This is a genomic window from Streptomyces sp. NPDC107581, assembly GCF_055657175.1.
Map to the genome: position 1 here is coordinate 1 of NZ_JBVKBH010000026.1, position 25,705 is coordinate 25,705.

The following is a 25,705-nucleotide window of genomic DNA, read 5'->3' on the forward strand; positions in this document are numbered from 1 at the left end:
CGCCGGCCGCCTCCCTGAGGTCGGGAAGGCGCTTCCGGCACCACCCGCTGGAACAGCTCCCACAACTCCTCCGGCACCAGCCGTTCAACAATCCCCACGCAAGCAGGCTACCGAAGAATCCAAATGAGATGACCTCTAACTGGCCCGTCGGCCCGCTCTGCACAGGCTGCTACTCGCGCCGCTCGCGCAACCCCATACCCTGCTCGCGCTGCCGCACCACGCGCATCTCCGTTGGCCGCACCCCCAACGGCGGAGGCCTCTGCGGACCCTGCTGCGGCCTCGACGACCTAGATGTCGCCTGCCGTCGCTGCGGCTTCCCCGGCGACATCTACGCGGACGGCAACTGCACCCGCTGCGTTGCCGGCGACCGGGTGAGGGACCTCCTCAGCCCAGACGGTGAAATCACCGTCAGTGCTCAACTCCAGCCCGTTGCAGACGCGTTGGCCTCGACCGCGAGGCCGATGTCAGTGATCCACTGGCTCCAGCACAGCACCTCGGCGAGGCTGATGGCTACGCTCGCCGCCGAGCACACCGAGATCACCCACGAACTGCTGGACGGGCTGCCCCAGGACAGGAACACGCGCCACGTCCGGGAGACCCTGGTGGCCACCGGCGTCCTGCCTCGCCGGCAGCAGGAGACCCTGATCCGCCTTGAGCTCTGGCCGCACGACTTCGCCGGCGCGCTGCCGGTCCACCAGGCCCGGATCATCCGGCCCTTCGCCGAGTGGCAGGTTCTTCGCGACGCACGCCGCCGCTCGGCCCGCGGCCGCTACACGGCTGGCGCGGCTACCGGTGACCGGACCGATATCCGCACCGCTGCCATGTTCCTCACCTGGCTCGACGCCCGCCAGCTCGACCTGGGCACCCTCGCCCAGGAAGACCTCGACCTCTGGCTCACCACCCATCCCACCCGGCGCCGGGGAGTCGGCGCGTTCATCCGCTGGACCCTGGCCCGCCGCCTCACCAGCGGAATCGTGCTCCCGAAGGAAGCCAAGACCTTCGCCTCGCGATTCCAGACCGACGAGGAGCACTACGAACAACTTCGACGCTGCCTCAACGACGACTCGCTGCCACTCGAAGTACGCGTCGTCGGAGCCTTGGTCAGGCTCTATGGCCAGCCCGTCACCCGCATCGTCGCCCTGACCACGGACCGGTTCCACACGGACGAGACGGGTGCCTACCTCACCTTCGACCGCAACCCTGTCCTGCTGCCGCCCAAGCTCGCCCGCCTCATCGAAGAACAGATCAAGCGGCCAGAACACGTGTCGATGCTCGGGGAGCCGACCGGGGACGGCCCGCGCTTCCTCCTGCCCGGCCGACCGACCAGCCGATCCCGCAGCGCGGGATGGGTCCATACCCGCATGAAGCAATACGGCCTGCCCAACATCAGTGCTCGCAACACCGCAATGATCGAAGTCGTTGCCGAGCTCCCGCCGATCGTGGTCAGCGACCTGTTCGGCGTTGGCGCCAGCACCGCCCACCGGTGGGCCCGGTTCGTGCAGGACGACTGGGCGGACTACCTCTCAGCCTGCGAGAGCACCGACTCCAAGGAATAGCGCAAGGCCAGAACACTGCCTTTTCCCCAGTCCCGGCGGGAGCGCCGTTTAGGCAGGTGAGGCCGCTGAGAACGCAATAGCCCTGCCCCTCCTGCCGCCGAGGGAGGGGCCCAGGCGAGGTGGCACGGTTGCTCAGGCATGACGTCATCTCACCTGGGCGACCTCGACGTCTCCAGCGGCCTCGACTCGCTACTCCGGGCCAGTGACCGACGGCAGCGCCTCGACGACGAAGAACAGGAAGCAGGGCTTGGTCGAAAGGTCGTCGAAGCCGTCGGGGAACAGTGCCCGGGCCGCTGGGTCAGGCTGCGGCTCGCTGATGACGGACAGACCAAAGCCCGCGGTTGTGAATGCGTCGATCATTGCGTGCAACGGCTTTCGCCAGAGGCGCATCGGGGTGGACTTCCCGCCGAGCATCCAGTCGAAGGTGTAGCTCGTGGTCGCGAAGTAGTCGGGCCTAGGGTCCCGGAACGTGTACGCCGTGACCGGGTGATCCACGGACACGATCAGCCGACCGCCGGGCCTGAGTACTCGCCGAAACTCGGCCAGCGTCGGCCCCCAGTTCTGCAGGTAGTGCAGGACCAGCGACGCGACCACGTCGTCGAACGCGCCGTCCTTGAACGGCAGGCGGTCACCCAGGTCGGCCACGTGCAGGGCTACGCCATCACCGAGCCTCTGCCTGGCCAGTGCGAGCATCCCGGCGCTGGCGTCGATCCCGGTGGCGACCGCGCCGCGGTCGCGTAGTGCGGCGGTCAGTGGGCCCGAGCCGCAGCCGGCGTCCAGAACTCGGTGGCCAGCCACGTCTCCGGCGAGGGCTAACATCGCGGGCCGTTCGTAGTACGCGTTCACGAGGTTGTTCTCGTTCTCCGCCGCGTACGCCTCGGCGAAACTGTCGTAGTCGTTCACCCGGGCCGGTTCCGCAGAATCGGCGAAGCTCTCGGGTATGTCGGTTGCGCGTTCCATCGTCGCAGCCTAGAGCCAGGCGGGCCCGCCGCACCGAATAGTGCAAGGTCGGAACACTGCCTCTTCACCAGTAAAACGAGCGTAATCGCACCATAACGCCCATACTGGGCGCGTGTGTCTGGTCTAGGGAAGGAGGGTCATTCATGACCCCCGAGCAGAAGTACGCCGCATTGAAGAATTGGGCGGCGGGTTCCTTGATGGGGAGTGGGGATGATCCAGACGATCGTCACCATTGGGTGACGCGGGCTGAATGGGTCGACAAGCACCCCCCTGCGGAAGGTGCAGATCCGGTTTGTAAAACCTGCGGGGTTCCGTGGCCGTGCATGAAGATGGACATGCTGCTGCGCGAGATCGGTGCATAGCAGGCTGCGGCGATGGGCGGCAGCCCGCTCGGGTTTCGGCGGCGACCATCCCCACCTGCGTACAGGGATCCGCCGCACGGGCTTTGCCTTGAAGCTTCCAAGACGGTTTCTGACGATTGCGTGGCGCTGGCCGGGAGCCTACGCAGAACGACTGTCTGTTACCCCGAGCGGGTTGGATCTGCCAGAGGCCGGGGCACTATGAGCGCTGAATAGTGCACGCTCAGAACACTGCCTCTTCACCAGTACTGCTCACCTACGACCAAATGCGCGCGTACAGGCTGCCGGCGGCCGAGCACAAGCGCGGCGACCCGCGGTGGCCGGCCTTCGCCCGCCGCTACGGCTTCGACATCGAGCACCCGGTGCAGTGGGAGGTAGAAGCCCTGAAGCCGGCCGAGCTGCAGCGCCTGGTCCTTGACGCCGTCGACCCGTATATCGACCGCGCCGTCCTTGCACAGCAGATCGCCCGCGAGGAAGAACAGCGCCGCGCCCTGGCCGCCTCCCATGCGTCACACTGGAGTCAGGCGGCCGACGCCGTTGCCCAACCCTCCCTGACCGCCACCAAGTTGTGGGAGATCACTGGTGTACTCGCCTCCCCCTGACCCGGACACCGAACAGCGCATGCGCGCCCACGCCCGTGCCGCGAAGGTCCTGGACGTGCAGACTGAGCCGGGCGGGGAGTTCTGGGGTTGGGCCGGGCGCACCCTGGGTGCCCCGGCCTGCACCGCTACCGGGCAACCTGCGTGGCTACGGCTCGTGTCCTCCCCGGAGGACAAGGCCTTGGGGAAGCTGCGGGACGGCGCCCTCGATGCCCAGCACGTCTTCGGGGACCTCGACGGGCGCCGGCCCGCCCTCCTGGCCGTCCACGACGCCGTCCACGACGGCACCGCCTACCGGGCGGAGCTGTCGGTGCGCGTGGATGAGCCGGTTTTGTCCGACGACCCGATCCTCCAGCATGACCTCCTGCTACCGGACTCCTGGTGGAACGACCTCGCCGGGACGCTGGAGAAGGTGGCGGCCGTCAGCACCGACCGCGTCGCCGTACGGCAGCAGTACATGCAGCGGGCCATCCCCGAATTCGTCGGCATCCCAGCGCCCGCCGTGGCCCGTTGGAGTACCGCCCACTCCGACGTGCACCGGGCGAACCGCATCGCCTCGCCTCTGCGGCTCTTGGACTGGGAGGGATGGGGTCGCGCTCCAGAAGGCTTCGACGCCGCCACCCTCTACGCCTACACGCTGCTTCAGTCGGACACCGCCGCCCGCGTCAGTGCTGTCTTCCCTGTCCTCGGAAGCCAGGCCAGCCTCGCCGCCGAAGCGACCGTATGCGCCCAGCTGCTCCAGACGGTGGCCCGCGGCGACAATCTCGCCCTCGAAGGCCCGTTGGAGCAGTGGGCCACGGAGCTGTGCCACCGCAGCGAAAACTGCTGACACTTCCCGCCGAGAGCGCCGCGACGGTGAATCATTGTGGGAGCGGGCGGGCTGCATACTGCCGATGTGCAGCCCGCTCGTCCTCATACACGCTGACTGATCACGTCATCAGCGTCACGATGACCGCCAGCAGTGCGATGCACAGCGTCATGACGCTGAGGGCCACGAAACTTCCCCAGCCGATCGCCTTCGCCACCGGGGCCCTCACCAGGTGGTGGCCGATGCGGGCTATGGCCAGAACGCGGACTTCCGTGCCGCCCTGGCCGAGCGGGGACACGCGTACGTGGTCGGCATCCGCGGCGATCTGATCGTCCAGCCGCATGACGCAGTCCCTGATACCCCAGCCTGGTCGGGGAACGGCCGCCGACCGGTTCCCCGCTACCGGCAGCCGCCAATGGCGGTGGCGGAACTGGCCGCGGCCGCCGGACGGGAGCCTTCAAGGAGGTGACCTGGCGGGAAGGCTCCCGCCGTCCGATGGCCTCCCGCTTTCTCGCGGTGAGGGTCCGGCCGGCCGGAGTACGTCCGCGTCGGCTGGCCCAGGCAGCCGCGGTGGCCGGGCACGGCCGATGGGACGGCGTCCTGCCCGAGGTACGACTGCTGGCCGAATGGCCCGACAGCGAGGATGAACCGACCCGTTTCTGGTTGTCCGACCTGCCCGACGACACCCCGATCCCGGAGCTGGTCCGCCTGGCGAAGATCCGCTGGCGCATCGAGCACGACTGCCGCGAACTCAAGCACGGCCTGGGCCTGGACCACTTCGAAGGCCGCTCCTGGCCGGGCTGGCACCACCACGCCAACCTGGTCACCGCCGCCCACGCCTTCCTCACCGTCGACCGCACCCTCGGAGCTAGGGACGAAAACCGCGTTCGACCGCGGTTCCAACAGGCTTAGAGTCCAGCCCATGCATGCGGAAAAGCTCAAGCTCTCCTCTCATAGGTGGATGACAGCGGCGCTCACGGCGTTCTCTCAGGGGGCCGACTCCTACGACTTCGCCGTTCACCACGCCGGGATCGCGGCCGAACACCTGCTCAAGGCTTACCTCTCGTCGCTTCACCCGGCGTTGATAGTCGAAGCCAAGGACTTCGACTCGCTGCTTCATGCCACCGGCCACGGCACGCACGCGTCCGCTCCGGTAAGCCGCGCGAAGACGATCGGCCTGGTCGAAGCACATGCCCGAGTGCACAAGATCCTTCGCAAGCAGATCCCGGTCGACCAGCGGGCCCTGATGCCAGTCGCGAACGCCCGCAACGGCGTCGCACACAGCGGTATCCATGACATCGCCGAGGTCCAGACCGTCTTCACCACCTGCCTTCGATTGATCGATCCGTTGCTCACCGAGTTGGAGATCGACCCGGAGGTCTACTGGGGCAGCTATATCTCGCTGCACGACAGGCTGATTGAGGAACAGGTCAAGACCGTCCGCATCCAGTTGGAGGGCAAGCTCGCCAGGGCGCGAACTCTCTACGAACAGCGCTACGGACACCTGACACTGAAGGAGCGCGAGATCGTCCTGGCGACGATCACGCGGCAGTCGCCGAGATACATGGAGGCGGACGAAGAGAGGCCCTGCCCGGCCTGCGGCTCGAAGGGCTGGCTCATGGGCGACACCCATATCGACGAGACGGCTGAGCCCGTCGTGGTCTTCACGCCCTACGTCTTCGCCTGTTCCGCCTGCGACCTCGATGTCGAGAGCGAGGAACTATGGGAGCTCGGAGACTTTGCTGAGGAATTCGTCCTCGACGTGACCGTGGAAGAGTTCTACGTGAACTGGGAGCCCGACGAGGACCTCTACAGAGACAGGTAACCCTGGCCCCTCATTCCGCAGGTTCTGTTAGCCGCAGTTACCAATACTCGTGCAGGCGCTTGGCCGTTCAGCCAAGGTGGCCGCCGTGAAGTACGCGTGGTCCGGCCGCGAGCGGCTCGGTCTGCTCCGGGTCCGCGACGACGTCCTGGTCCTTCATTATGCGTAGCTGGACAGTGACCACTGCATAGGCTGGTCGTTCTTCCGCATGTGGAAGTGCAGTGGCGGCTGGGGGTGACGACGCGGCATCGTCCCATGCCAAGTGAGCCTCGTCCTCTCCTGGTTGAGCTGGTGTCGGCGGTCGGCATGGAGAAGTGGCTTGATGCGCAGGGCATTCCGGACGGGACTCCGTTCCTGATCAGCCCGGCCGGTGAGTACGACATGGGGCTGAATGGTTACGGCAGATCACCGGCCCTGTTCGGCAGCCCGGTGAACACACAGTTGGCGTTCGCCCGGGACATGAAGGGGTTCCTGAACTTCCTTTGGCACCACCGACCAGGCGTCGTCGAGTACACCGCATCGGGGCTGAAGTCGCGGCCGCGGTCTTGGAAGGACGCGACGGTTACGGATCGACAGGTCTACGAGGTCTGGCGCAACCGTGATCCGGCCGGGCCACGGGTGAAGGGGACGACGTGGAACCGTGAGGTTGCCACGGTGGACGGCTTCTACAAGTGGGCCGTGCGTAAGGGACTCGTGGCCTCCAGCCCGATCGAGCAGCGCCCCAGCCGCGGACTCCGCAGCGCACACGGCTGGGCTCGCGGGTCGGGAAGCGAGGTGGTGGCGGAGAAACGCCCGGATGCCCGGCGGCATCGGCTGGACTGGCTGCCGCCGGAAACCTACCGGGTCTTCCGCGACGTCGGGGTGCGGGGCTATCTGCCCTCGGGGCTGCGCGATCGGGCCTTCCGGGGCCGGTGCGCGGCGCGGAACGCCGCGTTCACCGACTACATGATCCGCACGGGGCTGCGGCTGGAGGAGCAGGCGTCACTGACGCTCTATGAGGTGCCCGACCGGGACGGTTCGCGGGCCTACTACCGGTACTGGCTTCCGGACTCGGTCGCGAAGTACGGGTCCGCCCGCGACGTGTACGTGCCCGACGGCACCCTGCGCTCGGTCATGGACTACATCGAAATCGACCGGGCGGAGGCACTGTAGGTTCTCGTTCCCGACGTCCTTTTCTCACGAGCGGTGTCCCTCGTCTGGCCTCGGAGTGAGACACCCCAGGTCAAAGCCACGCGGCCTGTCTCAACTGCCGCCGGACGGCGCGGAAAAGGACACGGAAGTGAGACGAACCGGCGGGGACACCGCGTGAGACAAGCTGCATCACTGCTGGTCAGCGGCGCGCCAGAGGACATCGGAAACGAGAACCTACAGGCACTCGAACGGGGCCAGGCGGCGGGCCGGTACGAGCGGATCCGCGACGCTCTGGTGATTGAGGACCCGGCCCGGCCCCGGGTGCGCTCGTGGGGCCGTTGGCGGGAGCTGGAGGACTTGCGGCCAGCGGAGCGTCGCCGGCTGCTGGTCGATGCAGGGCGGGGCCTTGAGCCAGCCGCCCTGTGGCTGTCCGAGGAGGGCATGCCGCTGACGCTGCATACGTGGAAGTACGTCTTCCGCGAGGCCAGCCGGCGCTGCCGGGCCCTCGGAGTGAAGATCCACTGTCATCCGCATGCGCTGCGGCACAGCTTCGCCGTAATCACGCTGGAGCAGCTGCAGCGAGCCCATTTGCGGGCGCTGAGCGAGTTGAACGAGCACCAGCGCCGCCACTACACGCTGATCTGGGGCGATCCGCTGGACTGGGTCCGTATTCGGCTCGGTCACGTGTCGATCGAGACCACGCTGATCTACCTGCACACGCTCAAACAGCTGGAGATGGAGACCCGGATGGCCCTGGTGCCGAACCGCTGGGAGGACTTGGACTCCGGATACCAGCAGGACCTGGGCGAGGTCCTGGGATGGGCGCGCGCGTGACGGCGGCCACGGCGCCGGGCGTGAGCGCGGCGCAGCCGCAGGGACTCTACAGTCCGGCGTCCCGGGTGAGCGTGGATGAGCAAGGGGTGCGGGTCGTTTTCGAGGGCCGTGACGGCCGGGTTGGGCTGTATCGGTTCGCCGGTCTGCCGCTGCCCCAGTGGCACGTGGAGTTGGCGCACGCCCTGGCGGCTCGTACCGCCGGCACGACGGGCACGTTGACCACACGGGCCGGGGCAGACGGTCTGTGGGGCTCTCTCCAGCGCTTCCTGCGCTTCTTGGGGACGCTGCCCCATCCGCCACGCACGGTCGCGGCATTGCGGCCTTCGCACCTGGAGCGGTTCCGGCTGCAGCGTAGTCGGACAGTGCAGCCGCTGGGCGTAGTGAACGACCTGCGGGCCGTGCTGCGGCTGTTGGAGCGGATGCCTGGCGTACATCTGCTGCGGCCAGAGGTCAGCGCGATGTTCACCCAGCCCCTGCTGGTTGATCGCGGAGCCGTTGCCGGTGTGCCCGGGTACGACGACGGCACACGGGATGCGATTTTGAAGTGCGCGCGAGCCGAGGCCGTGAGCATCGCCCGCCGCATCAAAGCCGGGGAGAACCTGCTGGAGAGCTTCCGCACCGCGCCGGAGAAGCTGCCGGATGCCGACCGGCAGTTGGGCGCCTTTTTGGATGTCATGGTCCGTACCGGACGGGTGCCCTGCCCGGTAGGCGGGCTGAGCGGAAAGCCCGTCAACACAATCCGCTACGAGTACGCGCGGTATCTGTTCCTGACCAACCAGGATCTCGCGCCGCTGCTCGTACTCGGCGTTCTGGCCACGGGCTGGAACGGAGAGACGATCAAGGAACTGCCCTCACGGCATCGCATCCTGGAAGACCGGGCCGTGGTCCTCGACGTGGTCAAACGGCGGCGTGGTGCGACGCGGTGGATCGAGGAAATGACTGTGGAGATCGGCAAGGACAGTGAGCGGTTCACCACGGCCGGCGGCTACTACCTGTTCATCGAGCGGCTGACACGCAGAGGCCGTCAGTTCAGCAGGTCCGAGCGCCTGTGGTCGATCTGGGCTGGCGACCGCGGCCACAACAGGGAGACCTGCGGGCACATTGACCCGTTTGCCCGCCGCCTGGGACGCGCGCTCAAACTACGGGCTTGGGCCCGCGCACAGCCGGAGCTCGCGGCGATCGACGGGCTCGTCCTGGACATGAACCGGCTCAAGACCACTGAGGACCGCCGCTACACGAGAGCCACGGGTGGCCATCTGCCGTCCGCAGCACGCACCAACTCCCAGGACGTGCTGTTCACGAACTACCTCAGCGGCGACCCTGTGGTGAAGGACTGGGCCGCGGACATTGTCAGCGTGTCACTGGCCGATGCCGAGGCCGCGGCCCGCGCCGAACACCGGCGTCTGGCCGAGGGGCAGGGCAGGACGATCACCGTCCTGCCCACTATCCGAGAGGCCGCCGTTACCGACGGGCGGCAGGAAGCCGCCTTCACCACCTGTACCAACTACCACGACAGCCCGTTCAACTCGGGGCCGTGTGCGGCCTCGTTCCTGCAGTGCTTTGCCTGCCGCAACGCTCTGTCCACCCGCGACCACCTCCCCGCGCAGCTGGCACTGCTGGACTACCTGGCCGCCCGCTGGGAGGGGATGGACCGCGAGCTGTGGTGGCAGCGCTTCGGCCAGGCGTGGCTTGCACTGACCGAGGACATCCTGCCCCGCTTCACCCCGGCCGAACTGGAGACCTCCGCGCGTGACAAGCCCTCCAGCACCGTGCTGGACCTGCTGGAGGGTCCGCAGGAGGAAGCATGGATCTGACCGCCACCGCTGCAATCGACGCCAGCGTCGGGGTGAGGCCCGACGCATTCGTCCTGGGCCGGCGCCCGCTGCGGAACGGCGCGACACGCCAGGCGACGTCGCGCTTCGGCGACGACACCTGGGACCTGACCCCGGCCGTCCTGCAGGATCACGCGGCCCGCATCAGGATCCACTTCCCGAGCCTCCCAGCCGTCTTCCGCCCGGTCGCGAAAGATCTCTTCTACGCCCTGCTGACCCGGAAGCCGCCCCCTGGCCTCACCAAACTGAGTGTCGTCACCGTCCACCACCACTTCGACGCGACGCGGCAGTTTCTGGCCTGGGCACACGAGGAGGGGGCCGAATCCATCAGCGCCCTGACCCCCGACATGCTCCGTCGCTACAACCACCGGCTGATCGCCAAGGGCGGCGCGATCGAGCGGCGGGACGTCAAGCGTCGCGTGGTGCGGCTTTTCTGGCTCTATCGCGACGCCCTGTCGGCCAGCGGCCGGTTGCCGCTGGATCCGGTGCTGATCGACGACTGGATCGAGGGCGGCAGCGCACGACGCGGCCGGGAGAACATCACCCCTCGTATCCCGGAGGCAGTGATGGGCCCGCTGTTGGTGTGGGCCCTGCGGTTCGTCAGCGATTACTCCGACGACATCCTGGCCGGGCTGGCCGAGTGGACCGCCCTGCATACCCGCCCGCATTGCCGCGTTCCCGCGGACGGCCGGGGAGCCCGCGCCCGGCTCGCCGCCCTCCTGAACCGCTATCGGGCGGCCGGCCGGCCGCTGCCCGGAGGAACAAGTGGTCACCGCGGCATCAATATGCGTCACCTGGCCCGCGAGATCGCCTGCACGCAGCGCAGCGTTCTGGAACCTGGCGCCAGGCAGTTGATCGACGCGGCCGCTGACGATGTCGGTGTTGCGGATGCCGCCTACCTGTGGACCGCGTTCGACAGCCAGCTCGACGGACGACCCTGGCAGGACCGCATCGACGTGCGGGAAACGGAAAACCTGGTCCGTCTGCTCCACACGGCCGCCTACATCGTCATCGCCTACCTGTCCGGCATGCGCGACAGCGAGGTCAAGCACCTGCGCCGCGGCTGCCTGTCCAAGGAAACCGACACCAGCGGTCGCATCAGCCGCTATCGAGTGACCAGCCAGGCGTTCAAGGGCGAAGGAACGCCGTGGGGAGTCGAAGCAACGTGGATCGTCGGAGCGCCGGTCACCAAGGCCATCGAGGTGCTCGAACACCTCCAAGGCCCGCGGCAGAAGCGACTGTTCGCCATCCCGCGCACCTCGCGACACTTCAACCGCACCGCCCGGCGGGCCAAGGCGGTGACCTGCACCAACACCGACCTGCGGCACTTCGTCCGGTGGATCAACACGTACTGCGCCGATCACGTCCGCGCCGACGCCATCCCACCAGTCAGCGGACGCCAGTGGATCCTGTGCACCAGCCAATTCCGGCGCACCCTGGCGTGGTTCATCGCCCGCCGTCCCGGCGGCACGATCGCCGGCGCCATCCAGTACCGCCACTTGTCGATCCAGATGTTCGAGGGCTATGCCGGCACCTCGCGCTCCGGATTCAGGGCCGAAGCGCAGCAGGAACAGGCCCTCGCTCGCGGCGAGCGGCTGGCCGCCATGGTTGACGGCCACGAACACCACCAGCTTCGTGGCCCCGCCGCAACGGAGGCGGCGGCACGGCTGGAGCAGTTCGGTGACCGGATCCGCTTCATGGGTAAGACACCCGACGATGCGCAAATGCACAAACTGATGAACCGCCACGACCCGCAGATCTACCCCGGCACCTTCGTCACCTGCAGCGACAACCCTGACCGGCGCCTTTGCCGACCACCGGCCATAGCCCCAGACTCTCCGTCCCTGCCCGGGTGCAAGCCGCTGGCCTGCAAAAACGCCGCCTTTACGGAGCCGAACAGGGCGGCCTGGCACGACCAACTCGCCCTGCTGGATACCCAGCTGGCGCGCGGTGGCGCCCTCGCACCTCTCGTCCGCGACCGCCTGACACGCCTCCGCGACGAGATCGACGCCTTCCTACGCAAGACCCTGCCCACCGGCGGTCAAGAGGTGCACACATGAGACGGCACACCCTGACACCTCAAGTCGTCGAGGCCGCCGTCGACACCCTTCTGCAAGAAACCGAAAAGGGGCAGCAGGTCACCATCTCCGCCCTCGCCCGCCGTCTGCAGGTCAACCGCCAGAGCCTCTACCGCGACTTCCCTGACCAGATTGGCCGCCTGAAGACGCAGCAGGCCCGCCAAACAGCCACCCTGCCACGTCCGCACGACGCCACCAGCGACCGAGCAGTCATCGCCCGCCTGCGGCAGGAAAAAGAGAACCTCACCCGCCATCTGCACATCTACGAAGACCACATCCGGCGCCTCACCGTGGAGAACGCAACCCTGCACGCAGTGCTGGAAGCCCGAAGCGGCGTCACCGTCATCAACCCCAGGGGCGAAGGCACTACGTGACTGCCGCGATCGCGCAGGCTCACCGGATGTCTGTAAGCACTTGTTTTGGCTCCAGTGCCGAACGGGCGATGGTGCGGCTGGCACTGGGACTCGACGGCCGGACCCGAAACGGCCGCGGCCGGCCTCCCGCAAGGGAGGCCGGCCGCAACACGGCCTCCGACATGACCGTGATCGACGCACAAACCCTGCCGTCGCCAGGCGGACGGAGCAGCGCATTCACTTTGAAGAGGGCACGTCGCGGACCTGCCCGTCGGCCTACTCGCGCGAACGCCGCCGTCCTGTCGCGCGGTCCGCCGTACTACTCGCTCTCGTCGAGAGCCCGATAGTCCCGGCTGCGCGGCAGGCCCTTCACCAACTGCAAGAACCCCTCATGCAGCCGGCCGTTGGTGACCAGCACCGACATGTCGCCTTGCAGTACGGCCGTTCCGCTCAGGTCGGTCACCCGGCCGCCCGCCTCTGTGACGATGACCGGCATCGAAGCGACGTCCTCATAGCCCATCGGCGGACCTGCGATGACGCCGGCATCGGCCCGGCCCGTCACCAGGGCCACGATCATGCCGGTCGAGGGCACCAGAAGAACCCGGCGGTGAAGAGCGCAAAGGAGTTCCTCGGGCCATCCAGCCGGATTGTGCATCAGCGTCCTCGCCCCTCCCAGAGCGGTCCGCTCCGTGACCCGGGCACGGCGGCCGAACCGCAAGTCCGGCTCCGGGCCAGGCAGCACCCAGCAGCCCATACCACGACCCGCCACAATCATCTGCTGACTCATGGGCATGTTGATCACACCGATAGCCGGACCGTGCTCGTCCTCGTAGGCGAGATCATTCGCGAACAGCGGTACCCGGTGCGTGAAGAACTTCGTGCCGTTGATCGGGTCGATGATCCAACGCCGTCCCGATGACCCGCCGGTCGCACCTCCTTCCTCTCCGAAGATCCCGTCATCCGGCACCCGCCGGCTCAGCTCATCCCTGATCTCCTCTTCAACCGCCACGTCGATCTCGGTGACCTCGGTGCCGTCCTCCTTGAGACGGCTGTGCCAGTCATCGCTGAAGAAACCTTGCGCCGACATCTGCCCGGCACGACCGGCCAGGCGAACAGCGAAGTCCAGAAGCTCCCGATCAACGGGAGGGGCATCGAACACGTAGTCCATCCGTCGAGCCTTCCACGGCTCTCTGACCGCCGGGTGGGGCCAGATCAACTTCTTACGCCATGGAGCCACTTCTGAGTCGTGCCGTGGAGCCCAATGAGGTGCTTACAAACAACCGGATTCTGGTGGACGCCGTCACCTGACTCCAGTGTCCCGTCTCGAAGGATCTGGTCTCCGTCTCAAGTGACCTGTTCTGATGGGTCGTTGATCTCAGTTGATCTGGTTCGTCATCCTGATCACTGCACTACTCTGTCGAGCCATGAACGCGGACCGCTGGTTGGCAGACACCCGGACCTCCTACGACACGGTCGCGGTCAGCTATGCCGACCAACTACGCGGGGCTCTGGCCGGGGCGCCGTTTCTGCGGGCGGCTCTGGCGCTGTTCGCCGACTTGGTGCACGCCGCTGGCGGTGGGCCGGTGGCGGACGTGGGCTGCGGACCTGGACACGTCACCGCTCACCTGCACGAGCTGGGTGTCGACGCTTTCGGCATCGACCTTTCACCCGGGATGATCGACGTTGCTCGGCGCGATCACCCCCACCTGCGGTTCGAGGCGGGCTCGATGACCGACCTCGACCTCGCCGATGCTTCAGTCGTCGGCCTGCTCGCATTTTGGTCGTTGATTCACGTCCCGACGAAGCAGTGCCCACGGTTTTCGGCCACTTCCGGCGCGTGTTGCGTCCCGGCGGACCACTGCTGCTCGGCTTTCACGTCGGCGACGGGTCGAGGCTGAAGACGCAGGGCTACGGCGGCCACCCGATGAACGTCCACGTTCACCGCCGCCAGCCTGACCAAGCGGCGGCCTGGCTACACGATGCCGGGTTCACCGTCGAGGCCCACATGCTGATCGACCCCGACGAGAGCGTTCCAGGTGCGGTCCTCTTCGCACGCCGTCAGCCCTAGCCACACCAGCGGTCCGGTTGCGGCAGGCGGCACAGAGAAGTCGGACCACATCAACTGAGACAGCCTCCGGCACCCGCTCGCCCGGGACCACATCACTTGAGATTCCTGGCTTCTCCGCGTCTCAACTGAACTGGTCGCCGCAGGTCAGGGACCCGACTCGGAACCAGATCATTTGAGACCGGACATCCAGGCACGCTCCCGAACACTGATTTCACCCACGATGCGGTGGTGATGCTTTCCGCGCTGCTTCGCCAGCCTCTTGTGCCAGTCGCGCAGTGACTACGGTTTCGGTCGGGTGGCGGCTGGTACGGGTGGCCAGGTAGAGCGCTGAGGAAGTCATCAGGACGGCCATCACGGCGAGCATGATGCGATAGTCCACCAGGGCGATCAAAGCCGATCCGGCGGCGATGGCCGCCGTCTGCGGTACGCCTATCAGCACATTCAACGCGGCGTCGGTTCGTCCCATCAGCGAGGCGGGCGTGCGCCGTTGGAAGAGGGTCATGACGCCCGCGACGATCAAGGGCAGGCTGGCGCCGACGAGCATGGTGCCCGGCGCGACCGCGAGCAACGAGGGGGCGGCACTCAGCAGGAAGCCTACGGCGGCGAAGGCCAGGCCGAGCACCACGGTCAGCTCTTCCCCGGCACGCCGCATGAGTACTGCAGCGGCGATCCCGGCCGCTATCGCCCCAGTTCCCTCCAACGAACTGAGGACACCGAGGAAGGCCGGCGGGCGGTGCAGCCCCGCGTCGACGACGGCAAAGAGGACTGACTCGGAGAAGCCGAAGGCGACAATGGCGAGCACGACGGCGACGGTCGCCTGGCGCAGGGTGGGGGACCGCGCGATGTAATGGAAGCCGGCGGCGATCTGGGCGCCAGTTTCGTCCTGCTGGGCCGGTTGCGGGCGATCCTCCCGTTGCCGGATCAGTGCGATGAGAAGGGCTGCGAGAGCGAAGGTCGCTGCGTCGCTCACCACCAACGGACCCAGGCCGAATGCGGACAACACGCCCGCACCCAGGAGGGGCGCAATCAGCCGCAGGCCCTGCAGCAGGGTCTGCAGGAGGCCGTTGGCATCGCCCAGGTGCTGCGGTGGGATCAGCGTCTGGGTGAGTGCGGTCATGGCCGAGCCGGTTGCGCCGTTGGCCAGCCCGTACAGGGCCATGACGACGTAGCAGATCCAGACACTGTGACGGTCGTGCACCAGCAGCAGCGGCAGGACTATCACCGCGGAGATCAGGTTTAGGCTGATCAACAGCGGCCGGCGGCGTAATCGGTCCACCAGAGTGCCGCCCAGGGGCGCGCCCAGGGTGCCGAGGATGAAGGCGAAGAAGGTCAGGCCGGCGGCGGAGTTGCTGCCGGTGAGTTCCTTGACGCGGATGCCGAGGGCGATCCACAAGGCATTGCTCCCGGCCATGTCGATCAGCCGGGCAAGGACGAGCAGGCGGATGTCGCGGCGAGCGAGGAGAACACGCACGGTCAGTCCTCCAGCGGGCGCAGGGCGTCGGCAGGGAAGGTGAACTGGATCAGCTCCATCGGGATGGCGCCTGCGGGGCGCAGCGACGGATCTTCGAGCCGTTCGCGGTAGCGGAAGAGAAGGGCTGTCAGCTCCTCCTGGAAGGACTCGACTTCCTCAGGAGCGAGGTAGAAGATCGACTCGGCCGAACCAGTGATCTTGCTCCAGTGCTCGGGGAACGCGGACCGCATCGCGCCGACCTTGCGGATCCGCTCCAGCCACGAGTCCCACAGCACCGTGCCGAGCGCGGCTGCGGCGATCGCGGTTTCTGAATCGCGTGCGGGGTCAGACTCGTCGAAGCTGAAGCCGATGTGGGCACGCCGCCAGGGGCGGCTGCGGCCCGTGCCGCCGCCAGCTTCCTCGACGAAGCCGTACTTCGCCAAGGTGCGCAGATGGAAGGCGCAGTTCGTCGGGGACTCACCCACCATCCGGGCGGCTTCGGTCGCGGTCAACGGCTCGCGCCGGCCCAGAGCTTCGAGCAGGGCGAGGCGCGTGGGGTGCGCGACGGCCCGCATGGCCTTTGGGTCGGTGAGCTTGCGATGTTCACGCGGAACACCGCCTTCATCTTCGGAAGACATGTTTCGAGACTCTACGCTCGAAACATGTCTTCCGAAAGAGTGGCGCTGATGTTCCGTCACCCAGACAGAGAGCGATCCGGCCGGTCCGCAGAACTTGACTTCACGTGCTCAAGGGTCCTGTGTACAGAGAGCCCTGAGCGCGTTCAGCCGTGGACAACGGACAGCCTCAAACCCTGTCCATAACCTGCATGCGATGCGCTGGCCGGACGAGATCCGCGACCCCACCGAGCTGCTGCCGCCTCCCACTGAGGTGTCCGACGAGGAGATCGAGGGCGCGCTCGCGCTGATGGAAACCATGACGACCGACTCTCTGGAAGGCGAGGAGTTCCAGGACCGCTATACGGAGGCGATGGCGCAGATCATCGAAGCCAAGCGGCAGCGCCATCCGCTCCCAAAGACGCCAGAGCCGCAGGAGCCGGCCCAGGTGCTGGACCTCATGGCCGCGCTGAACGAGTCCGTGCTGAAGGTGAAGGCCTCCCGCGGCGAGAGCGCGGGTCCGGCCGACGTGCACGAGCTGCCTAAGCCGAAGAAGAAGAACACGGCGAAGAAGCAGCCGGCGAAGAAGACGACCGCGAAGAAGGCGGCGGGCCGGCGGCCGCGCACTGCCTAGTCCAGGACGCCGAGTGCCGTGTCGGGCCGGCAGTGGGCGCAGGCGGGGACCTGTCGGCGCAGTGCGTCCAGTGCCTGCTGCCGGGTCGCCGGCCGGCACCGCCCGCTCTTGGCTGCCGCCCAGCAGTCACCGGTGTGCACGGCGTCCAGGTTCGTACGGTTCAGCCCGTACTGGATCAGCCAGTCCGGCGCAGGCGGCCGCATCTGCTCACCTCGGCGCCGCTCGGCCTCGTGCCGCTCCTCGGCCGCGATCCAGCCGTCGAGCTGGGCGAGGGCTGCCATCGCCTGCTGGGCCACCACGCGGCGGGCGAAGCGCAGCGCGTCCAGACGCGAGATGGATCGCTCATCGCTCATCTGCCTGCTCCCTCCCTCTCCCGCGGTTGCGCCGGCTGCCGGTGTATCCGCTTGCCCAGAAAATCGAACACACGCTCTAATTTAGAGTATGTACCGCGTTGACCACCTCACTGACACCCAGGAGCGCATCCTCCGCAGCATCCGCCAGCACATCGCCGAGCGCGGCGAGGCACCGACGATGCAGCAGATCGGGGCCGCTGTCGGCATGCGGAGCCGGGCCTCCGTGCACTACCAGCTGGGCGAGCTGGAAGCGAAGCGCGCGATCGTCCGTGACCCTGGACGGCGCAGAGGGATCCACCTCGCATGACCAGCCCCGGCCACTACCACCTGCTGCTCATATCTGATGGCCGGCCGGTGCAGCACGGCTGGTGGCGGAGCGAGGAGACCGCTCGCAGGAAGTTCCGCAACTGGATCGGCGAGTACGGCGGCATGCCCGGCGCCCGCATCTCCCTCACCGACGAGGAGACCACTGACGTGCTGGCCTCCTGGCCCGAGAGGCAGTAGCTCCGCGCGCCGGCTATTCGGCGGCCGGGTCCTCCTGGGCATCCCGCACGGCTCTCTTCACGGCCTGCTCCACCTCGTACCGGCTGGCCTCGGAGGCTTCGGTGTGCGCGGTGACAGCTGCCTGCACAGCCTCGGACGCCTCGCGCCAGCGGAGCCGCTGGGCGTCGAAATCGTCACCGGTGAGGCCGGCGAGCTTGGCGCGTGCTTCCTCGGCGGATCATTCCATGATCAGCTCATCGGGGACCTGGGCCGCGGGCATGGATCCTGGGCGGCACCCGGGGCGTGGTGACCATCTGACTTACCGCCCGATCGGGTAGAGCTGCCACTGGTCTGTGGGCGGGGCGGCCTTGGGTGCCGGTACGAAGATCACGACCTGTCCGTGACCTTCGAGAGGACCTCTGTCCGTGCGTTTTTCCAGCACCGCCGCCGCGGCCGCCGCCTTTGCCGCCCTCCTCATCCCGACGACCGCCCACGCCGCCCCGAGCGCCCCGGCTGCTGCCGCGCCCGGCGAGAGGGTGACTCTGCCCGTCCGAGACGCCCTGGCCGGCCTGCCGGTCCAGGCCGAGGACCGCTCCGGATACGAGCGGACCAAGTTCAGGCACTGGATCGATGCGGACAAGGATGGCTGCAACACCCGCGCCGAGGTCCTCAAGGCCGAGGCGGTCATCGCCCCGGTGCAGGGTGCGAGGTGCGCGCTGAGCGGTGGCGAGTGGTACTCGCCCTACGACGACCGCTACATCCAGGGGCCCAGCGGCCTGGACATCGATCACCTGGTCCCGCTGGCGGAAGCCTGGGACTCCGGCGCCTACGCCTGGAGTGCGAAGGAGCGGGAGGCCTATGCCAACGACCTCGGTGACGGCCGGGCGCTGATTGCGGTGTCGGCTGCTTCGAACCGGTCGAAGGCGGACCAGGACCCCAGCACGTGGCTGCCCCCGGCCGCCGGCTACCGCTGCCAGTACGTCACCGACTGGGTCGCGGACAAGATCCGCTGGGGCCTGAGCATCGATCCCGCGGAGCAGGCCGCTCTCGAGGACGTGCTCGACGGCTGCCCCGACGTGCCCGTCACCGTCACCCAGGCTCGCTGACCCGCCGCCGCATCGGCCTATGCCCTGGCGGCTCAAAGCACGCCAGGGCACGCGCAGATGCCATGCGCGTACGCTTTGTTCAGGAGATAACGCGTGTCTACTGATCTGTCCTTGGCCGAGCGTGAGGCCCAGCAGGTGTTCGACCGCTACACGGCGGTATTCATCGAGTCGGCGGCTTCCGGGGACCTCGATCCGCGCCCGCTGCACGAGTTCTTCGCGCTCCCGGTCATCTTCACGTCCGGTGCGGGATATGTCGCCGCCGCCACTGCCGAGCAGTTCGCCGCACTGACGCTCCAGGAGCTGCAGTCGCTGCGTGACAACGACTACGGCGACACCGACATCCTCACCAAGTCGGTCCGGGCACTGAACGCGTGTGCGGTGGTCATCGAGATCACGTGGCTGCGCCGGGACGTACACGGCAAGGAGTTCCAGCGGTCCGGCTCGCACTACCTGCTGGTTCGTACTGCCGACGCATGGCGGATCGCCGCTGTGTCGCTCGTTGCCTGACCCTCCGTCGGCGCCTTCGCGTCGAGGCTGACCAGAGTGGCGGTCCGACCGCGAGATCGCCGAGCGGCTTGGCAGTCACCTCTGCGGGCGATCGAGGGTGACAGCGGGAGGCCCGGCCGGGTGGTTCCGCGCTATGGGTTGGCGCGCTCGCTCTGGCGTGCGGCCGGGCGATGGGGCCTCCGGCGAGCTGGAGGCGGCGCCGCGGTCCGGATTCCTCTGGCCGCCGTGCGGGTGACCATGCAGTGAAGACGGCGTGGGGGAGTTGTCGGAGCTTGTCAACGCGCGTAGCGGATGGTGCACGGCTGCGGTTTTGTCGTGAGCAGACTCTCCAACCCCCCACGCATTATGGAGACTTCATGCGCCGCGCTGCCTTTGGCCTGCCCGCAACCGTCCTGCTCCTGACCGGCATCTGTGCCGCTCCTGCCTTCGCCGAGCCGCCCGCACCGCCATCGACCGCGACCGCCCGCAGTGAGCTGGCCGCGCTCGCCGTGGCTGCCCCGCATTCGATGGACGGCTACGCCCGCGACAAGTTCGACATCTGGTCCACCCAGCCCGACGGCTGCACCACCCGCCAGGATGTCCTGGCCCGCGACGGCAAAGACGTCCAGGACAAGCCCGACCACTGCCAGCCCGCCTCCGGCTCCTGGTACTCCGTCTACGACGACGCCACCGTCACCGACGTCGCCCAGGCCACCATCGACCACATGGTCCCCCTCGCCGAGGCCTGGCGCTCCGGCGCCGATACCTGGACCGCCGATCAGCGCAAGGCCTTTGGCAACGACCTCAAGGACCCCCAGCTGCTCATCGCCTCGGAGTCCTCCAACTCCTCCAAGTCCGACAGCGGCCCGGCCGGCTGGAAGCCCACCAATCACGCCTTCTGGTGCACGTATGCCAAGGACTACACCCACATCAAGTCCGTCTGGAAGCTGACCACCACCGACAACGAGAAGTCGGCTCTCTCCTCCATGCTCGATACCTGTACCAACTGACGGCGTGGTCCTCCTGGCTGCGAGGGCGTGTCAGGGCACGGCCGCTACCGCAGGCATTCCCGGAATGCTGCGGTCCTCTTGCGCTGAGGTCGGAACGGACTAGCCCGGGTGGGCAGGCCCGATAGCTGTTACCCACTTTCGGGTGACGGCACTTCAGCGTGGGGAGCCGACGGGTGGCGCCGGCAGTCCTGACGGGCCAGGAATTGCACGGCCAGAGTGACTGATGAAAGGTCAATCCAGTATGTTCGAGGCATACATGGTCGTTGCATTGAAGAGTCATGGAAATGTGCTGAATCTGTAATTGCACGCACGGTTCCTCCATAATTCGGGCGCAGGGCTTGCACGGTGTGAGGGCGCGGCCAGCCGGCCGCCACCCGCACAACGCACCACCACCGGCCAGCGACGCCTTCGGTGTTCGCCGGATCCGCGAAGGGTGCTCTGGACCCTGTAGGGGGATCCTCGTGACCGTTTCTGCTTCTGTGCGTCGCATGAGTGCTGTTGCCGCTGTGGCGGCCGCCGCCGTGGGTGCCGTGGCGCTGCCGGCCGCGGCCGCTGGCCATCACCCGGCCCGCCCGCACCACCCCATGGTCTACATCAGCGCCGTTCAGGCCGACTCCCCGGGACGCGACGACCGCTCCAACCGCTCCCTGAACCGGGAATGGGTGGAGATCACCAACGGCTCACGCCGCACGGTCAACCTCGACGGCTGGATGCTGTCCGACGAGGACGGCCACACCTACACCTTTGAGCACTACCACCTGGACGGCCGCTCCACGGTCCGCGTCCACACCGGTATGGGCCACGACAGTCGTACCGACGTGTTCCAGGACCGGCGCAACTACGTCTGGAACAACGACCACGACACCGCGACCCTGCGCAACGACCACGGCCGCTTCGTCGACGCCGCCGCCTGGGGCTACCACCGCCGCTGATCCACCGGCTGTGCCCAGCACCTGTAGACACGCCGGCCGGTGACGGGGCGTGGCACTCACCCGGGCGGGTGCCACGCCTGAACCGCTGACTGGATGATCTGGGCGGCTTGGAGCCGGAGCGCCCAGGCAGGGACCCCAAGTCGCGGCTGGCTTGGGGTCGCTGTGCTGCTCAACCGCTGTCGGCAGCTGTGCAGGATGTCGTCGGTGTCTGGTGTGGCGGAGAGGGCAGGATTCGAACCTGCGTGGGCCTTGTGGGGCCCGACCGTGAGGCGTGGCTCGTTGGTCCCCGATCAACCGCTCCGGGCACCTCTCCGTGTTTCTGGCCCGGGGTGGTGTCCGGTGCCGTTCACATGAACCAGAGTGGCAGGGTGGGCTGACCGGGGACTGATGTGTCTCTGATGCGCGCAGTGATTCCTGGTTGCAGCCGTGGGGTTCAGTCGTGTGCGGGCCGCGTTCCGTGTACCGGTGTCGGCTTGCCAGGTTGCTCGTGCTGCTGGGCGGCTGTCACGGAGCGCGTGGACGGTCCGTGGTCGTGGTTCAGCGGCCGTTCCAGTGGGTGGCCGGGCGTATGGGTGTGGCGAGGCAGCGGCGGAGGGGGGAGGGGTGATGCGTGTGGTGCTTCTCGTCCCCCGCCGCACGGCCGCCGGGCTGGCCCCCTGCCCGTTTTTTCCTCGTGTCCGGAGGGGCTGGGGAATCAGCTGGCGGGGAGGCCGGCGGGGGAGTGGCGGTGATCAGTGGCAGAGGGGACGGTTGTTCGGCGTAATGCTGCGGTCTAGGCTCCTTCACCATGACGGTGGTGGACAGCACGACACCGGCGACGAGTTGGCCGGTGTCCTCCTGACGGCTCCTGGTCGCAAGCCCGAACCCGTCTCGGATCCTGGCAGGCGCGTTGGACCCGCGCCGGCTGACGCGTCGGTCCGGCATCGCCTTCGGTGCCGGACCGACTCGCATGCCCGCCACGGCCCGTAGCTGGCGCCTAGTAGTGCCTCGTTTGGTTCTTCTTCTACTGGTCGGCGGGGGTGGCCGCAGGTGGTGCAGGTGCCGGTCCAGCACCTCGGGAGGTCCTGGGAAACTCGTCGAGGACCTGGCAGAGGGTCGGGCTGGCATCTGGGCTTTTGCGTCGTGCCGCCGCAAGGTGAGGAAGGCCCGGGCGGCGGTGACGGGGGTGACGTGGTGGTGCCAGCTGCGCCAGATGCGGCCTTCGAAGTGGTCCAGGCCCAGGCGGAGTTTGAGTTCGCGGTAGTCGTGCTCGATTCGCCAGCGCATCTTCGCCCACCACACCAGGTCGGCGATCGGGGTGGACCAGGCGTTGCCGTTTGCGATCACCGATGATGCAGTGGATGGCTGGCCGCCTGGCCGCTGGCCCTGCCCGCCCGCCCGCTGTTCAACTTGAGGGGAACTTATGGCTGGTGATGGTCTGGGCATCGTGGACGTGATGTTGCCTGAGGTGCCTGCGCTTGGAAACATGCAGGTGCCGACGGAGGCGGTCTACGAAGTGTTTAAGCCCGTACAGCCTCTACAAATGGTAAATATCGGAGATCATCACTTTGTGTGCTTTGGGGTAACTGGAGCGTCCGGCAGTCTCCTGATCGATACCACGTCCGGGAACGTGGTTGAGACGCATGATGGATGTAGCGTCAATTACGTCAACGAGTCCTTGGTGAAATTCGTCGAGTGCCTGCAGTTTTTCGCATATTTGATCTCGAGTGAGATGGAAGATGAGGGGGTGGTCGATGAGGGTGAAGATGAGGATGAAGAGTTGGCGCGTAGGCTCGAAGCGCGCGTCAAGACCATCGACTCTCACGCTTACGCAGAGACCAGGTTCTGGTATGAAATCAGGTGGGATGTTTCCCTAGGAGACTTCCGCTAAATACGCCCACTGGTCAACGACTTCCGATGAGCCATTGGTGGCTGCACCGTCGACACCCTCGGCGGCGGCGCTGTCGCCATAACGAGCGCGTCCGCGCACCAGACCGGATGTGGTCCTTGCGGACAAGACACCCCATGCAGCTATGGGGTCAAGCAGCTGTTGCGAGCGTTGGCAGTGTCGGCGGGGCGAAGGCGATCGATTCGTCGAACTTCTTGCGGGTGGTCAGGCAGTGATGGAGCTGGCCGATCATGCGGTTGAACAGGTTGCGGAGGGCCGCGTGGTAGCGGTCGCCGGCTTCTCGTCGGCGGTTGTAGTGAGAATGGGCCCCGAGTGAAGCGGTGAGTGCGGCGAACGCCCAGTGCCGGCCGGCCGCGGCCAGGCGGCTGTTCTTGATCCGGCGGTGGCTGACGCGACGGCTCTTGCCGGATTCCCTCGTCACCGGGGCGCTTCCGGCGTAGGCCTTCAGGTCTCGGGCCGTTTCGAACCGGGTGTGGTCGTCACCGATCTCCGCGAGTATCCGAGCACCGGTGAGCACGGCAAGTCCGGGGAAGCTCGTGATGATCTCCGCGTCGGGGTGCTGCACCACCGCGTACGCCGACCCGCGGTGGCGCACACGTGGTGGAGCCGCCGCTGCGGATCACCCTGCTCGCGCAGAACGCGGCCGGGTGGGCACGGCTGTGCCGTCTGGTGACCGCCGCGCACGCCGAGACCGACGGCTCCCTGCCCGTCGCCTCGTGGGAGGTCTTGCGTGCGTATGCCGCGCTCGGCCGCGCGCTGTACGAGGGCGTCGGGGAGGGATGCGCCGTAGCGGGCGGAGTAGCCGGAGGTGACGTGCAGATGAGTAAATCCAGCGCCCTGCACCTCCCGACTCCCGCGACCCCCTGCCTGACCTGTGTCTCTTCAGGTATCCACCATAACCCAGAGTTCGAGCAAGTGTTCGAACATAGGTTTTCGACTGGGTCTAGGAGGGAGCGGGGACGATGTGACTGAGCGCCTCAGTGGGCCAATACGGTCAACTGAGGTGCTCAGCCACATGGGACTTACCGCTCGATCGGGTAGCCCGATCGCACAGTCCGGGCGCGTCGCGCCGCGAGGCCGCTACGAAGATCACCGACTGCTGTGATCTTCGAGAGGACTCCCCGTGCGTTTCACCCGCACCGCTGCCGCGGTAGCCGCTTCCGTCGCCCTGCTCATCCCCACGACCGCCCAGGCCGCTTCAGCGGCCAATGCCGCCGGGCGTGCCCCCGGAGAGACGTTCATCGCGCCCGTGCGGGACGCGCTCGCCCAGCTTCCGGTACACACCGAAGACCGCTCCGGCTACGAGCGCACCAAGTTCAAGCACTGGGTCGACGTCGACAAGGACGGCTGCAACACGCGATCCGAGGTCCTGAAGGCCGAGGCCGTGATCGCACCGGAGCAGGGCCCGAAGTGCGCCCTCACTGGAGGCGAGTGGTACTCGCCCTACGACGACCGGTACATCCAGGGGCCGCGCGGCCTCGACATCGACCACCTGGTCCCGCTCGCCGAAGCCTGGGACTCCGGCGCCTCGGCGTGGACCGCGCAGGAACGTGAGGCCTACGCCAACGACCTCGGTGACGACCGCGCGCTGATCGCGGTCTCCGCAGCCTCCAACCGGTCCAAGGCCGACCAGGACCCGACCACCTGGCTGCCGCCGGCCGAGGACTACCGCTGCCAGTACGTCACCGACTGGGTCGCGGACAAGACCCGCTGGGGCCTGAGCATCGACGGAGCCGAGCAGGCCGCCCTCTCCGATGCACTGCGCCTCTGCCCGGACGTCCCGATCACCGTCACGCTGGCCAGGTAACCCGGTCAACGGGGCCCCTGTCCGCACTGATAGGCAGGGGCTCCATCGTGCTGGGCGTCCTCGGCGGAACTAAACGTCGACTACCGCGCGCTGCTCAGGGACTGGACAGCCCGGTTGCCGGCGCGGCCTGAACCGCCAACCTCTGTCCACACGTGGCCTGCTGCTGGTCGGCGACGCTGGAGGAATGGTCAACCCGCTCAGCGGCGAGGGCATCGACTACGCCCTGGAATCGGGGCGCCTCGCGGCGGACGTCATCGTCCAGGCGCTCGCTCGCGCTGACGTGGCGCAGCGTGAACGAGCCCTGCACGGCTATCCGCGCGTCGTGAAGGACGGCGTCGGCAGCTACTTCACGGCTGGCCGGCGCATCGCCGGCGCTCTGGGCAATCCGCACGTCGCACAGTTCGTTGCCAGGAAGGGGCTGCCGAACCCTGTGGCGCGCAAGTTCTTGTTCAAGCTCGGGTCCAACCTTGTGGACCCGCACGGCAAGGACGTCGACCGCGTCATCCACCTCCTCCTCAAGGCGACCCCTGCGGCCTGAGCGG

25 protein-coding genes and 6 pseudogenes are annotated in these 25,705 nt (G+C 67.4%); 23 read left to right on the top strand and 8 right to left on the bottom strand.

Annotated elements, in window-relative coordinates:
• The first annotated feature begins 128 nt into the window (after positions 1–128).
• On the top strand, positions 129–1,556 hold the full coding sequence (locus ACZ7P3_RS39960; protein ID WP_472089440.1) for a hypothetical protein: 1,428 nt from the start codon (positions 129–131) through the stop codon (positions 1,554–1,556).
• 189 nt (positions 1,557–1,745) lie between these two features.
• On the opposite strand, the gene ACZ7P3_RS39965 is transcribed toward ACZ7P3_RS39960, so the two are convergent.
• On the bottom strand, positions 1,746–2,516 hold the full coding sequence (locus ACZ7P3_RS39965; protein WP_472089442.1) for a class I SAM-dependent methyltransferase: 771 nt from the start codon (positions 2,514–2,516) through the stop codon (positions 1,746–1,748).
• A gap of 143 nt (positions 2,517–2,659) precedes the next feature.
• On the opposite strand from ACZ7P3_RS39965, the gene ACZ7P3_RS39970 reads away from it, so the two are divergent.
• From ACZ7P3_RS39970 to ACZ7P3_RS40020, 11 genes and pseudogenes are all read left to right on the top strand, one after another.
• Positions 2,660–2,878: a hypothetical protein gene (locus tag ACZ7P3_RS39970; protein WP_472089444.1), complete on the top strand. Its 219-nt coding sequence runs from the start codon at positions 2,660–2,662 to the stop codon at positions 2,876–2,878.
• A gap of 263 nt (positions 2,879–3,141) precedes the next feature.
• Complete coding sequence (locus ACZ7P3_RS39975; protein WP_472089446.1) at positions 3,142–3,477, top strand: hypothetical protein; 336 nt, start codon at positions 3,142–3,144, stop codon at positions 3,475–3,477.
• Positions 3,478–3,496: 19 nt separating this feature from the next.
• Positions 3,497–4,303, top strand: coding sequence for a hypothetical protein (locus ACZ7P3_RS39980; protein WP_472089448.1), 807 nt, complete (start codon positions 3,497–3,499; stop codon positions 4,301–4,303).
• Between the two features lie 196 nt (positions 4,304–4,499).
• Positions 4,500–5,194: pseudogene (locus ACZ7P3_RS39985) on the top strand (IS701 family transposase); the annotation flags it as partial.
• Positions 5,195–5,204: 10 nt separating this feature from the next.
• Complete coding sequence (locus ACZ7P3_RS39990; protein WP_472089450.1) at positions 5,205–6,107, top strand: hypothetical protein; 903 nt, start codon at positions 5,205–5,207, stop codon at positions 6,105–6,107.
• Between the two features lie 43 nt (positions 6,108–6,150).
• Positions 6,151–6,264: pseudogene (locus tag ACZ7P3_RS39995) on the top strand (Ku protein); the annotation flags it as partial.
• Positions 6,265–6,395: 131 nt separating this feature from the next.
• The gene (locus ACZ7P3_RS40000) at positions 6,396–7,256 is read left to right on the top strand and encodes a hypothetical protein (protein ID WP_472089452.1); all 861 of its coding nucleotides are present in this window, start codon (positions 6,396–6,398) and stop codon (positions 7,254–7,256) included.
• A gap of 153 nt (positions 7,257–7,409) precedes the next feature.
• Positions 7,410–8,069, top strand: coding sequence for a hypothetical protein (locus ACZ7P3_RS40005; protein ID WP_472089454.1), 660 nt, complete (start codon positions 7,410–7,412; stop codon positions 8,067–8,069).
• A complete protein-coding gene (locus tag ACZ7P3_RS40010; RefSeq protein WP_472089456.1) occupies positions 8,054–9,883 on the top strand; it encodes a hypothetical protein in 1,830 nt (609 codons plus the stop codon). The genes ACZ7P3_RS40005 and ACZ7P3_RS40010 overlap by 16 nt, the downstream gene beginning before the upstream one ends.
• Positions 9,874–11,961 carry a hypothetical protein gene (locus ACZ7P3_RS40015; protein ID WP_472089458.1) on the top strand — a complete coding sequence of 696 codons (2,088 nt, stop codon included), beginning with the start codon at positions 9,874–9,876 and terminating at the stop codon, positions 11,959–11,961. Before ACZ7P3_RS40010 ends, ACZ7P3_RS40015 begins: the two co-directional genes overlap by 10 nt.
• Positions 11,958–12,353, top strand: coding sequence for a hypothetical protein (locus tag ACZ7P3_RS40020; protein ID WP_472089460.1), 396 nt, complete (start codon positions 11,958–11,960; stop codon positions 12,351–12,353). The genes ACZ7P3_RS40015 and ACZ7P3_RS40020 overlap by 4 nt, the downstream gene beginning before the upstream one ends.
• 298 nt (positions 12,354–12,651) lie before the next feature.
• Here ACZ7P3_RS40020 and ACZ7P3_RS40025 read toward each other — a convergent pair whose 3' ends face one another.
• Positions 12,652–13,500 (bottom strand): inositol monophosphatase family protein, encoded by an 849-nt coding sequence (locus ACZ7P3_RS40025; RefSeq protein ID WP_472089462.1) that lies wholly within the window; start codon positions 13,498–13,500, stop codon positions 12,652–12,654.
• A 256-nt stretch (positions 13,501–13,756) separates the two neighbouring features.
• Between ACZ7P3_RS40025 and ACZ7P3_RS40030 the strand changes: the two are divergent.
• Positions 13,757–14,400: pseudogene (locus ACZ7P3_RS40030) on the top strand (class I SAM-dependent DNA methyltransferase).
• A 211-nt stretch (positions 14,401–14,611) separates the two neighbouring features.
• Here the strand turns inward: ACZ7P3_RS40030 and ACZ7P3_RS40035 are convergent.
• Positions 14,612–15,871: an MFS transporter gene (locus ACZ7P3_RS40035; protein ID WP_472089464.1), complete on the bottom strand. Its 1,260-nt coding sequence runs from the start codon at positions 15,869–15,871 to the stop codon at positions 14,612–14,614.
• A gap of 2 nt (positions 15,872–15,873) precedes the next feature.
• Complete coding sequence (locus ACZ7P3_RS40040; protein ID WP_472089465.1) at positions 15,874–16,488, bottom strand: winged helix-turn-helix domain-containing protein; 615 nt, start codon at positions 16,486–16,488, stop codon at positions 15,874–15,876.
• Between the two features lie 193 nt (positions 16,489–16,681).
• On the opposite strand from ACZ7P3_RS40040, the gene ACZ7P3_RS40045 reads away from it, so the two are divergent.
• The gene (locus tag ACZ7P3_RS40045; RefSeq protein WP_472089467.1) at positions 16,682–17,098 is read left to right on the top strand and encodes a hypothetical protein; all 417 of its coding nucleotides are present in this window, start codon (positions 16,682–16,684) and stop codon (positions 17,096–17,098) included.
• Here the strand turns inward: ACZ7P3_RS40045 and ACZ7P3_RS40050 are convergent.
• Positions 17,095–17,451 (bottom strand): DUF6233 domain-containing protein, encoded by a 357-nt coding sequence (locus ACZ7P3_RS40050; RefSeq protein ID WP_472089469.1) that lies wholly within the window; start codon positions 17,449–17,451, stop codon positions 17,095–17,097. The two genes, ACZ7P3_RS40045 and ACZ7P3_RS40050, sit on opposite strands and share 4 nt — an antisense overlap.
• Before the next feature lie 88 nt (positions 17,452–17,539).
• Between ACZ7P3_RS40050 and ACZ7P3_RS40055 the strand changes: the two genes are divergently transcribed.
• The 6 genes from ACZ7P3_RS40055 (at position 17,540) to ACZ7P3_RS40080 (ending at position 21,468) form a co-directional block, all read left to right on the top strand.
• Positions 17,540–17,758: a LexA family protein gene (locus ACZ7P3_RS40055; protein ID WP_472089470.1), complete on the top strand. Its 219-nt coding sequence runs from the start codon at positions 17,540–17,542 to the stop codon at positions 17,756–17,758.
• Positions 17,755–17,955 carry a hypothetical protein gene (locus ACZ7P3_RS40060; RefSeq protein WP_472089472.1) on the top strand — a complete coding sequence of 67 codons (201 nt, stop codon included), beginning with the start codon at positions 17,755–17,757 and terminating at the stop codon, positions 17,953–17,955. The genes ACZ7P3_RS40055 and ACZ7P3_RS40060 overlap by 4 nt, the downstream gene beginning before the upstream one ends.
• Before the next feature lie 404 nt (positions 17,956–18,359).
• Positions 18,360–19,040 carry an HNH endonuclease family protein gene (locus tag ACZ7P3_RS40065; RefSeq protein ID WP_472089474.1) on the top strand — a complete coding sequence of 227 codons (681 nt, stop codon included), beginning with the start codon at positions 18,360–18,362 and terminating at the stop codon, positions 19,038–19,040.
• 93 nt (positions 19,041–19,133) lie between these two features.
• The gene (locus ACZ7P3_RS40070) at positions 19,134–19,547 is read left to right on the top strand and encodes a DUF6841 family protein (protein WP_472089476.1); all 414 of its coding nucleotides are present in this window, start codon (positions 19,134–19,136) and stop codon (positions 19,545–19,547) included.
• A gap of 356 nt (positions 19,548–19,903) precedes the next feature.
• The gene (locus ACZ7P3_RS40075) at positions 19,904–20,536 is read left to right on the top strand and encodes a GmrSD restriction endonuclease domain-containing protein (RefSeq protein WP_472089478.1); all 633 of its coding nucleotides are present in this window, start codon (positions 19,904–19,906) and stop codon (positions 20,534–20,536) included.
• Positions 20,537–21,024: 488 nt separating this feature from the next.
• Positions 21,025–21,468 (top strand): lamin tail domain-containing protein, encoded by a 444-nt coding sequence (locus ACZ7P3_RS40080; protein WP_472089480.1) that lies wholly within the window; start codon positions 21,025–21,027, stop codon positions 21,466–21,468.
• A gap of 214 nt (positions 21,469–21,682) precedes the next feature.
• Here the strand turns inward: ACZ7P3_RS40080 and ACZ7P3_RS40085 are convergent.
• Both ACZ7P3_RS40085 and ACZ7P3_RS40090 read right to left on the bottom strand, forming a co-directional pair.
• Positions 21,683–21,781, bottom strand: a pseudogene (locus ACZ7P3_RS40085).
• A 761-nt stretch (positions 21,782–22,542) separates the two neighbouring features.
• Positions 22,543–22,761: pseudogene (locus ACZ7P3_RS40090) on the bottom strand (IS701 family transposase); the annotation flags it as partial.
• Positions 22,762–22,870: 109 nt separating this feature from the next.
• On the opposite strand from ACZ7P3_RS40090, the gene ACZ7P3_RS40095 reads away from it, so the two are divergent.
• Positions 22,871–23,338, top strand: a complete 468-nt coding sequence (locus ACZ7P3_RS40095) for an SUKH-4 family immunity protein (protein WP_472089481.1) — start codon at positions 22,871–22,873, stop codon at positions 23,336–23,338.
• 148 nt (positions 23,339–23,486) lie between these two features.
• Here the strand turns inward: ACZ7P3_RS40095 and ACZ7P3_RS40100 are convergent.
• Positions 23,487–23,918, bottom strand: a pseudogene (locus tag ACZ7P3_RS40100) (transposase); the annotation flags it as partial.
• 561 nt (positions 23,919–24,479) lie between these two features.
• Between ACZ7P3_RS40100 and ACZ7P3_RS40105 the strand changes: the two are divergent.
• Positions 24,480–25,163: an HNH endonuclease family protein gene (locus ACZ7P3_RS40105; RefSeq protein ID WP_472089482.1), complete on the top strand. Its 684-nt coding sequence runs from the start codon at positions 24,480–24,482 to the stop codon at positions 25,161–25,163.
• Positions 25,164–25,347: 184 nt separating this feature from the next.
• Positions 25,348–25,701: an NAD(P)/FAD-dependent oxidoreductase gene (locus ACZ7P3_RS40110; protein WP_472089484.1), complete on the top strand. Its 354-nt coding sequence runs from the start codon at positions 25,348–25,350 to the stop codon at positions 25,699–25,701.
• The last annotated feature ends 4 nt before the right edge of the window (positions 25,702–25,705 follow it).

Excerpts from the sequence above, each read along its gene's own strand:
- ACZ7P3_RS40080 (WP_472089480.1), top strand. The coding sequence starts at position 21,025 with ATGAGTGCTGTTGCCGCTGTGGCGGCCGCCGCCGTGGGTGCCGTGGCG.
- ACZ7P3_RS40010 (WP_472089456.1), top strand. The coding sequence starts at position 8,054 with ATGGGCGCGCGCGTGACGGCGGCCACGGCGCCGGGCGTGAGCGCGGCG.
- ACZ7P3_RS40095 (WP_472089481.1), top strand. The coding sequence starts at position 22,871 with ATGGCTGGTGATGGTCTGGGCATCGTGGACGTGATGTTGCCTGAGGTG.
- ACZ7P3_RS40060 (WP_472089472.1), top strand. The coding sequence starts at position 17,755 with ATGACCAGCCCCGGCCACTACCACCTGCTGCTCATATCTGATGGCCGG.
- ACZ7P3_RS39990 (WP_472089450.1), top strand. The coding sequence starts at position 5,205 with ATGCATGCGGAAAAGCTCAAGCTCTCCTCTCATAGGTGGATGACAGCG.
- ACZ7P3_RS40050 (WP_472089469.1), bottom strand. The coding sequence starts at position 17,451 with ATGAGCGATGAGCGATCCATCTCGCGTCTGGACGCGCTGCGCTTCGCC.
- ACZ7P3_RS39960 (WP_472089440.1), top strand. The coding sequence starts at position 129 with ATGACCTCTAACTGGCCCGTCGGCCCGCTCTGCACAGGCTGCTACTCG.
- ACZ7P3_RS40020 (WP_472089460.1), top strand. The coding sequence starts at position 11,958 with ATGAGACGGCACACCCTGACACCTCAAGTCGTCGAGGCCGCCGTCGAC.
- ACZ7P3_RS39980 (WP_472089448.1), top strand. The coding sequence starts at position 3,497 with ATGCGCGCCCACGCCCGTGCCGCGAAGGTCCTGGACGTGCAGACTGAG.
- ACZ7P3_RS39975 (WP_472089446.1), top strand. The coding sequence starts at position 3,142 with ATGCGCGCGTACAGGCTGCCGGCGGCCGAGCACAAGCGCGGCGACCCG.
- ACZ7P3_RS40055 (WP_472089470.1), top strand. The coding sequence starts at position 17,540 with ATGTACCGCGTTGACCACCTCACTGACACCCAGGAGCGCATCCTCCGC.
- ACZ7P3_RS40040 (WP_472089465.1), bottom strand. The coding sequence starts at position 16,488 with ATGTCTTCCGAAGATGAAGGCGGTGTTCCGCGTGAACATCGCAAGCTC.
- ACZ7P3_RS40025 (WP_472089462.1), bottom strand. The coding sequence starts at position 13,500 with ATGGACTACGTGTTCGATGCCCCTCCCGTTGATCGGGAGCTTCTGGAC.
- ACZ7P3_RS40015 (WP_472089458.1), top strand. The coding sequence starts at position 9,874 with ATGGATCTGACCGCCACCGCTGCAATCGACGCCAGCGTCGGGGTGAGG.
- ACZ7P3_RS40075 (WP_472089478.1), top strand. The coding sequence starts at position 19,904 with ATGCGCCGCGCTGCCTTTGGCCTGCCCGCAACCGTCCTGCTCCTGACC.
- ACZ7P3_RS40045 (WP_472089467.1), top strand. The coding sequence starts at position 16,682 with ATGCGCTGGCCGGACGAGATCCGCGACCCCACCGAGCTGCTGCCGCCT.
- ACZ7P3_RS40110 (WP_472089484.1), top strand. The coding sequence starts at position 25,348 with ATGGTCAACCCGCTCAGCGGCGAGGGCATCGACTACGCCCTGGAATCG.
- ACZ7P3_RS39965 (WP_472089442.1), bottom strand. The coding sequence starts at position 2,516 with ATGGAACGCGCAACCGACATACCCGAGAGCTTCGCCGATTCTGCGGAA.
- ACZ7P3_RS39970 (WP_472089444.1), top strand. The coding sequence starts at position 2,660 with ATGACCCCCGAGCAGAAGTACGCCGCATTGAAGAATTGGGCGGCGGGT.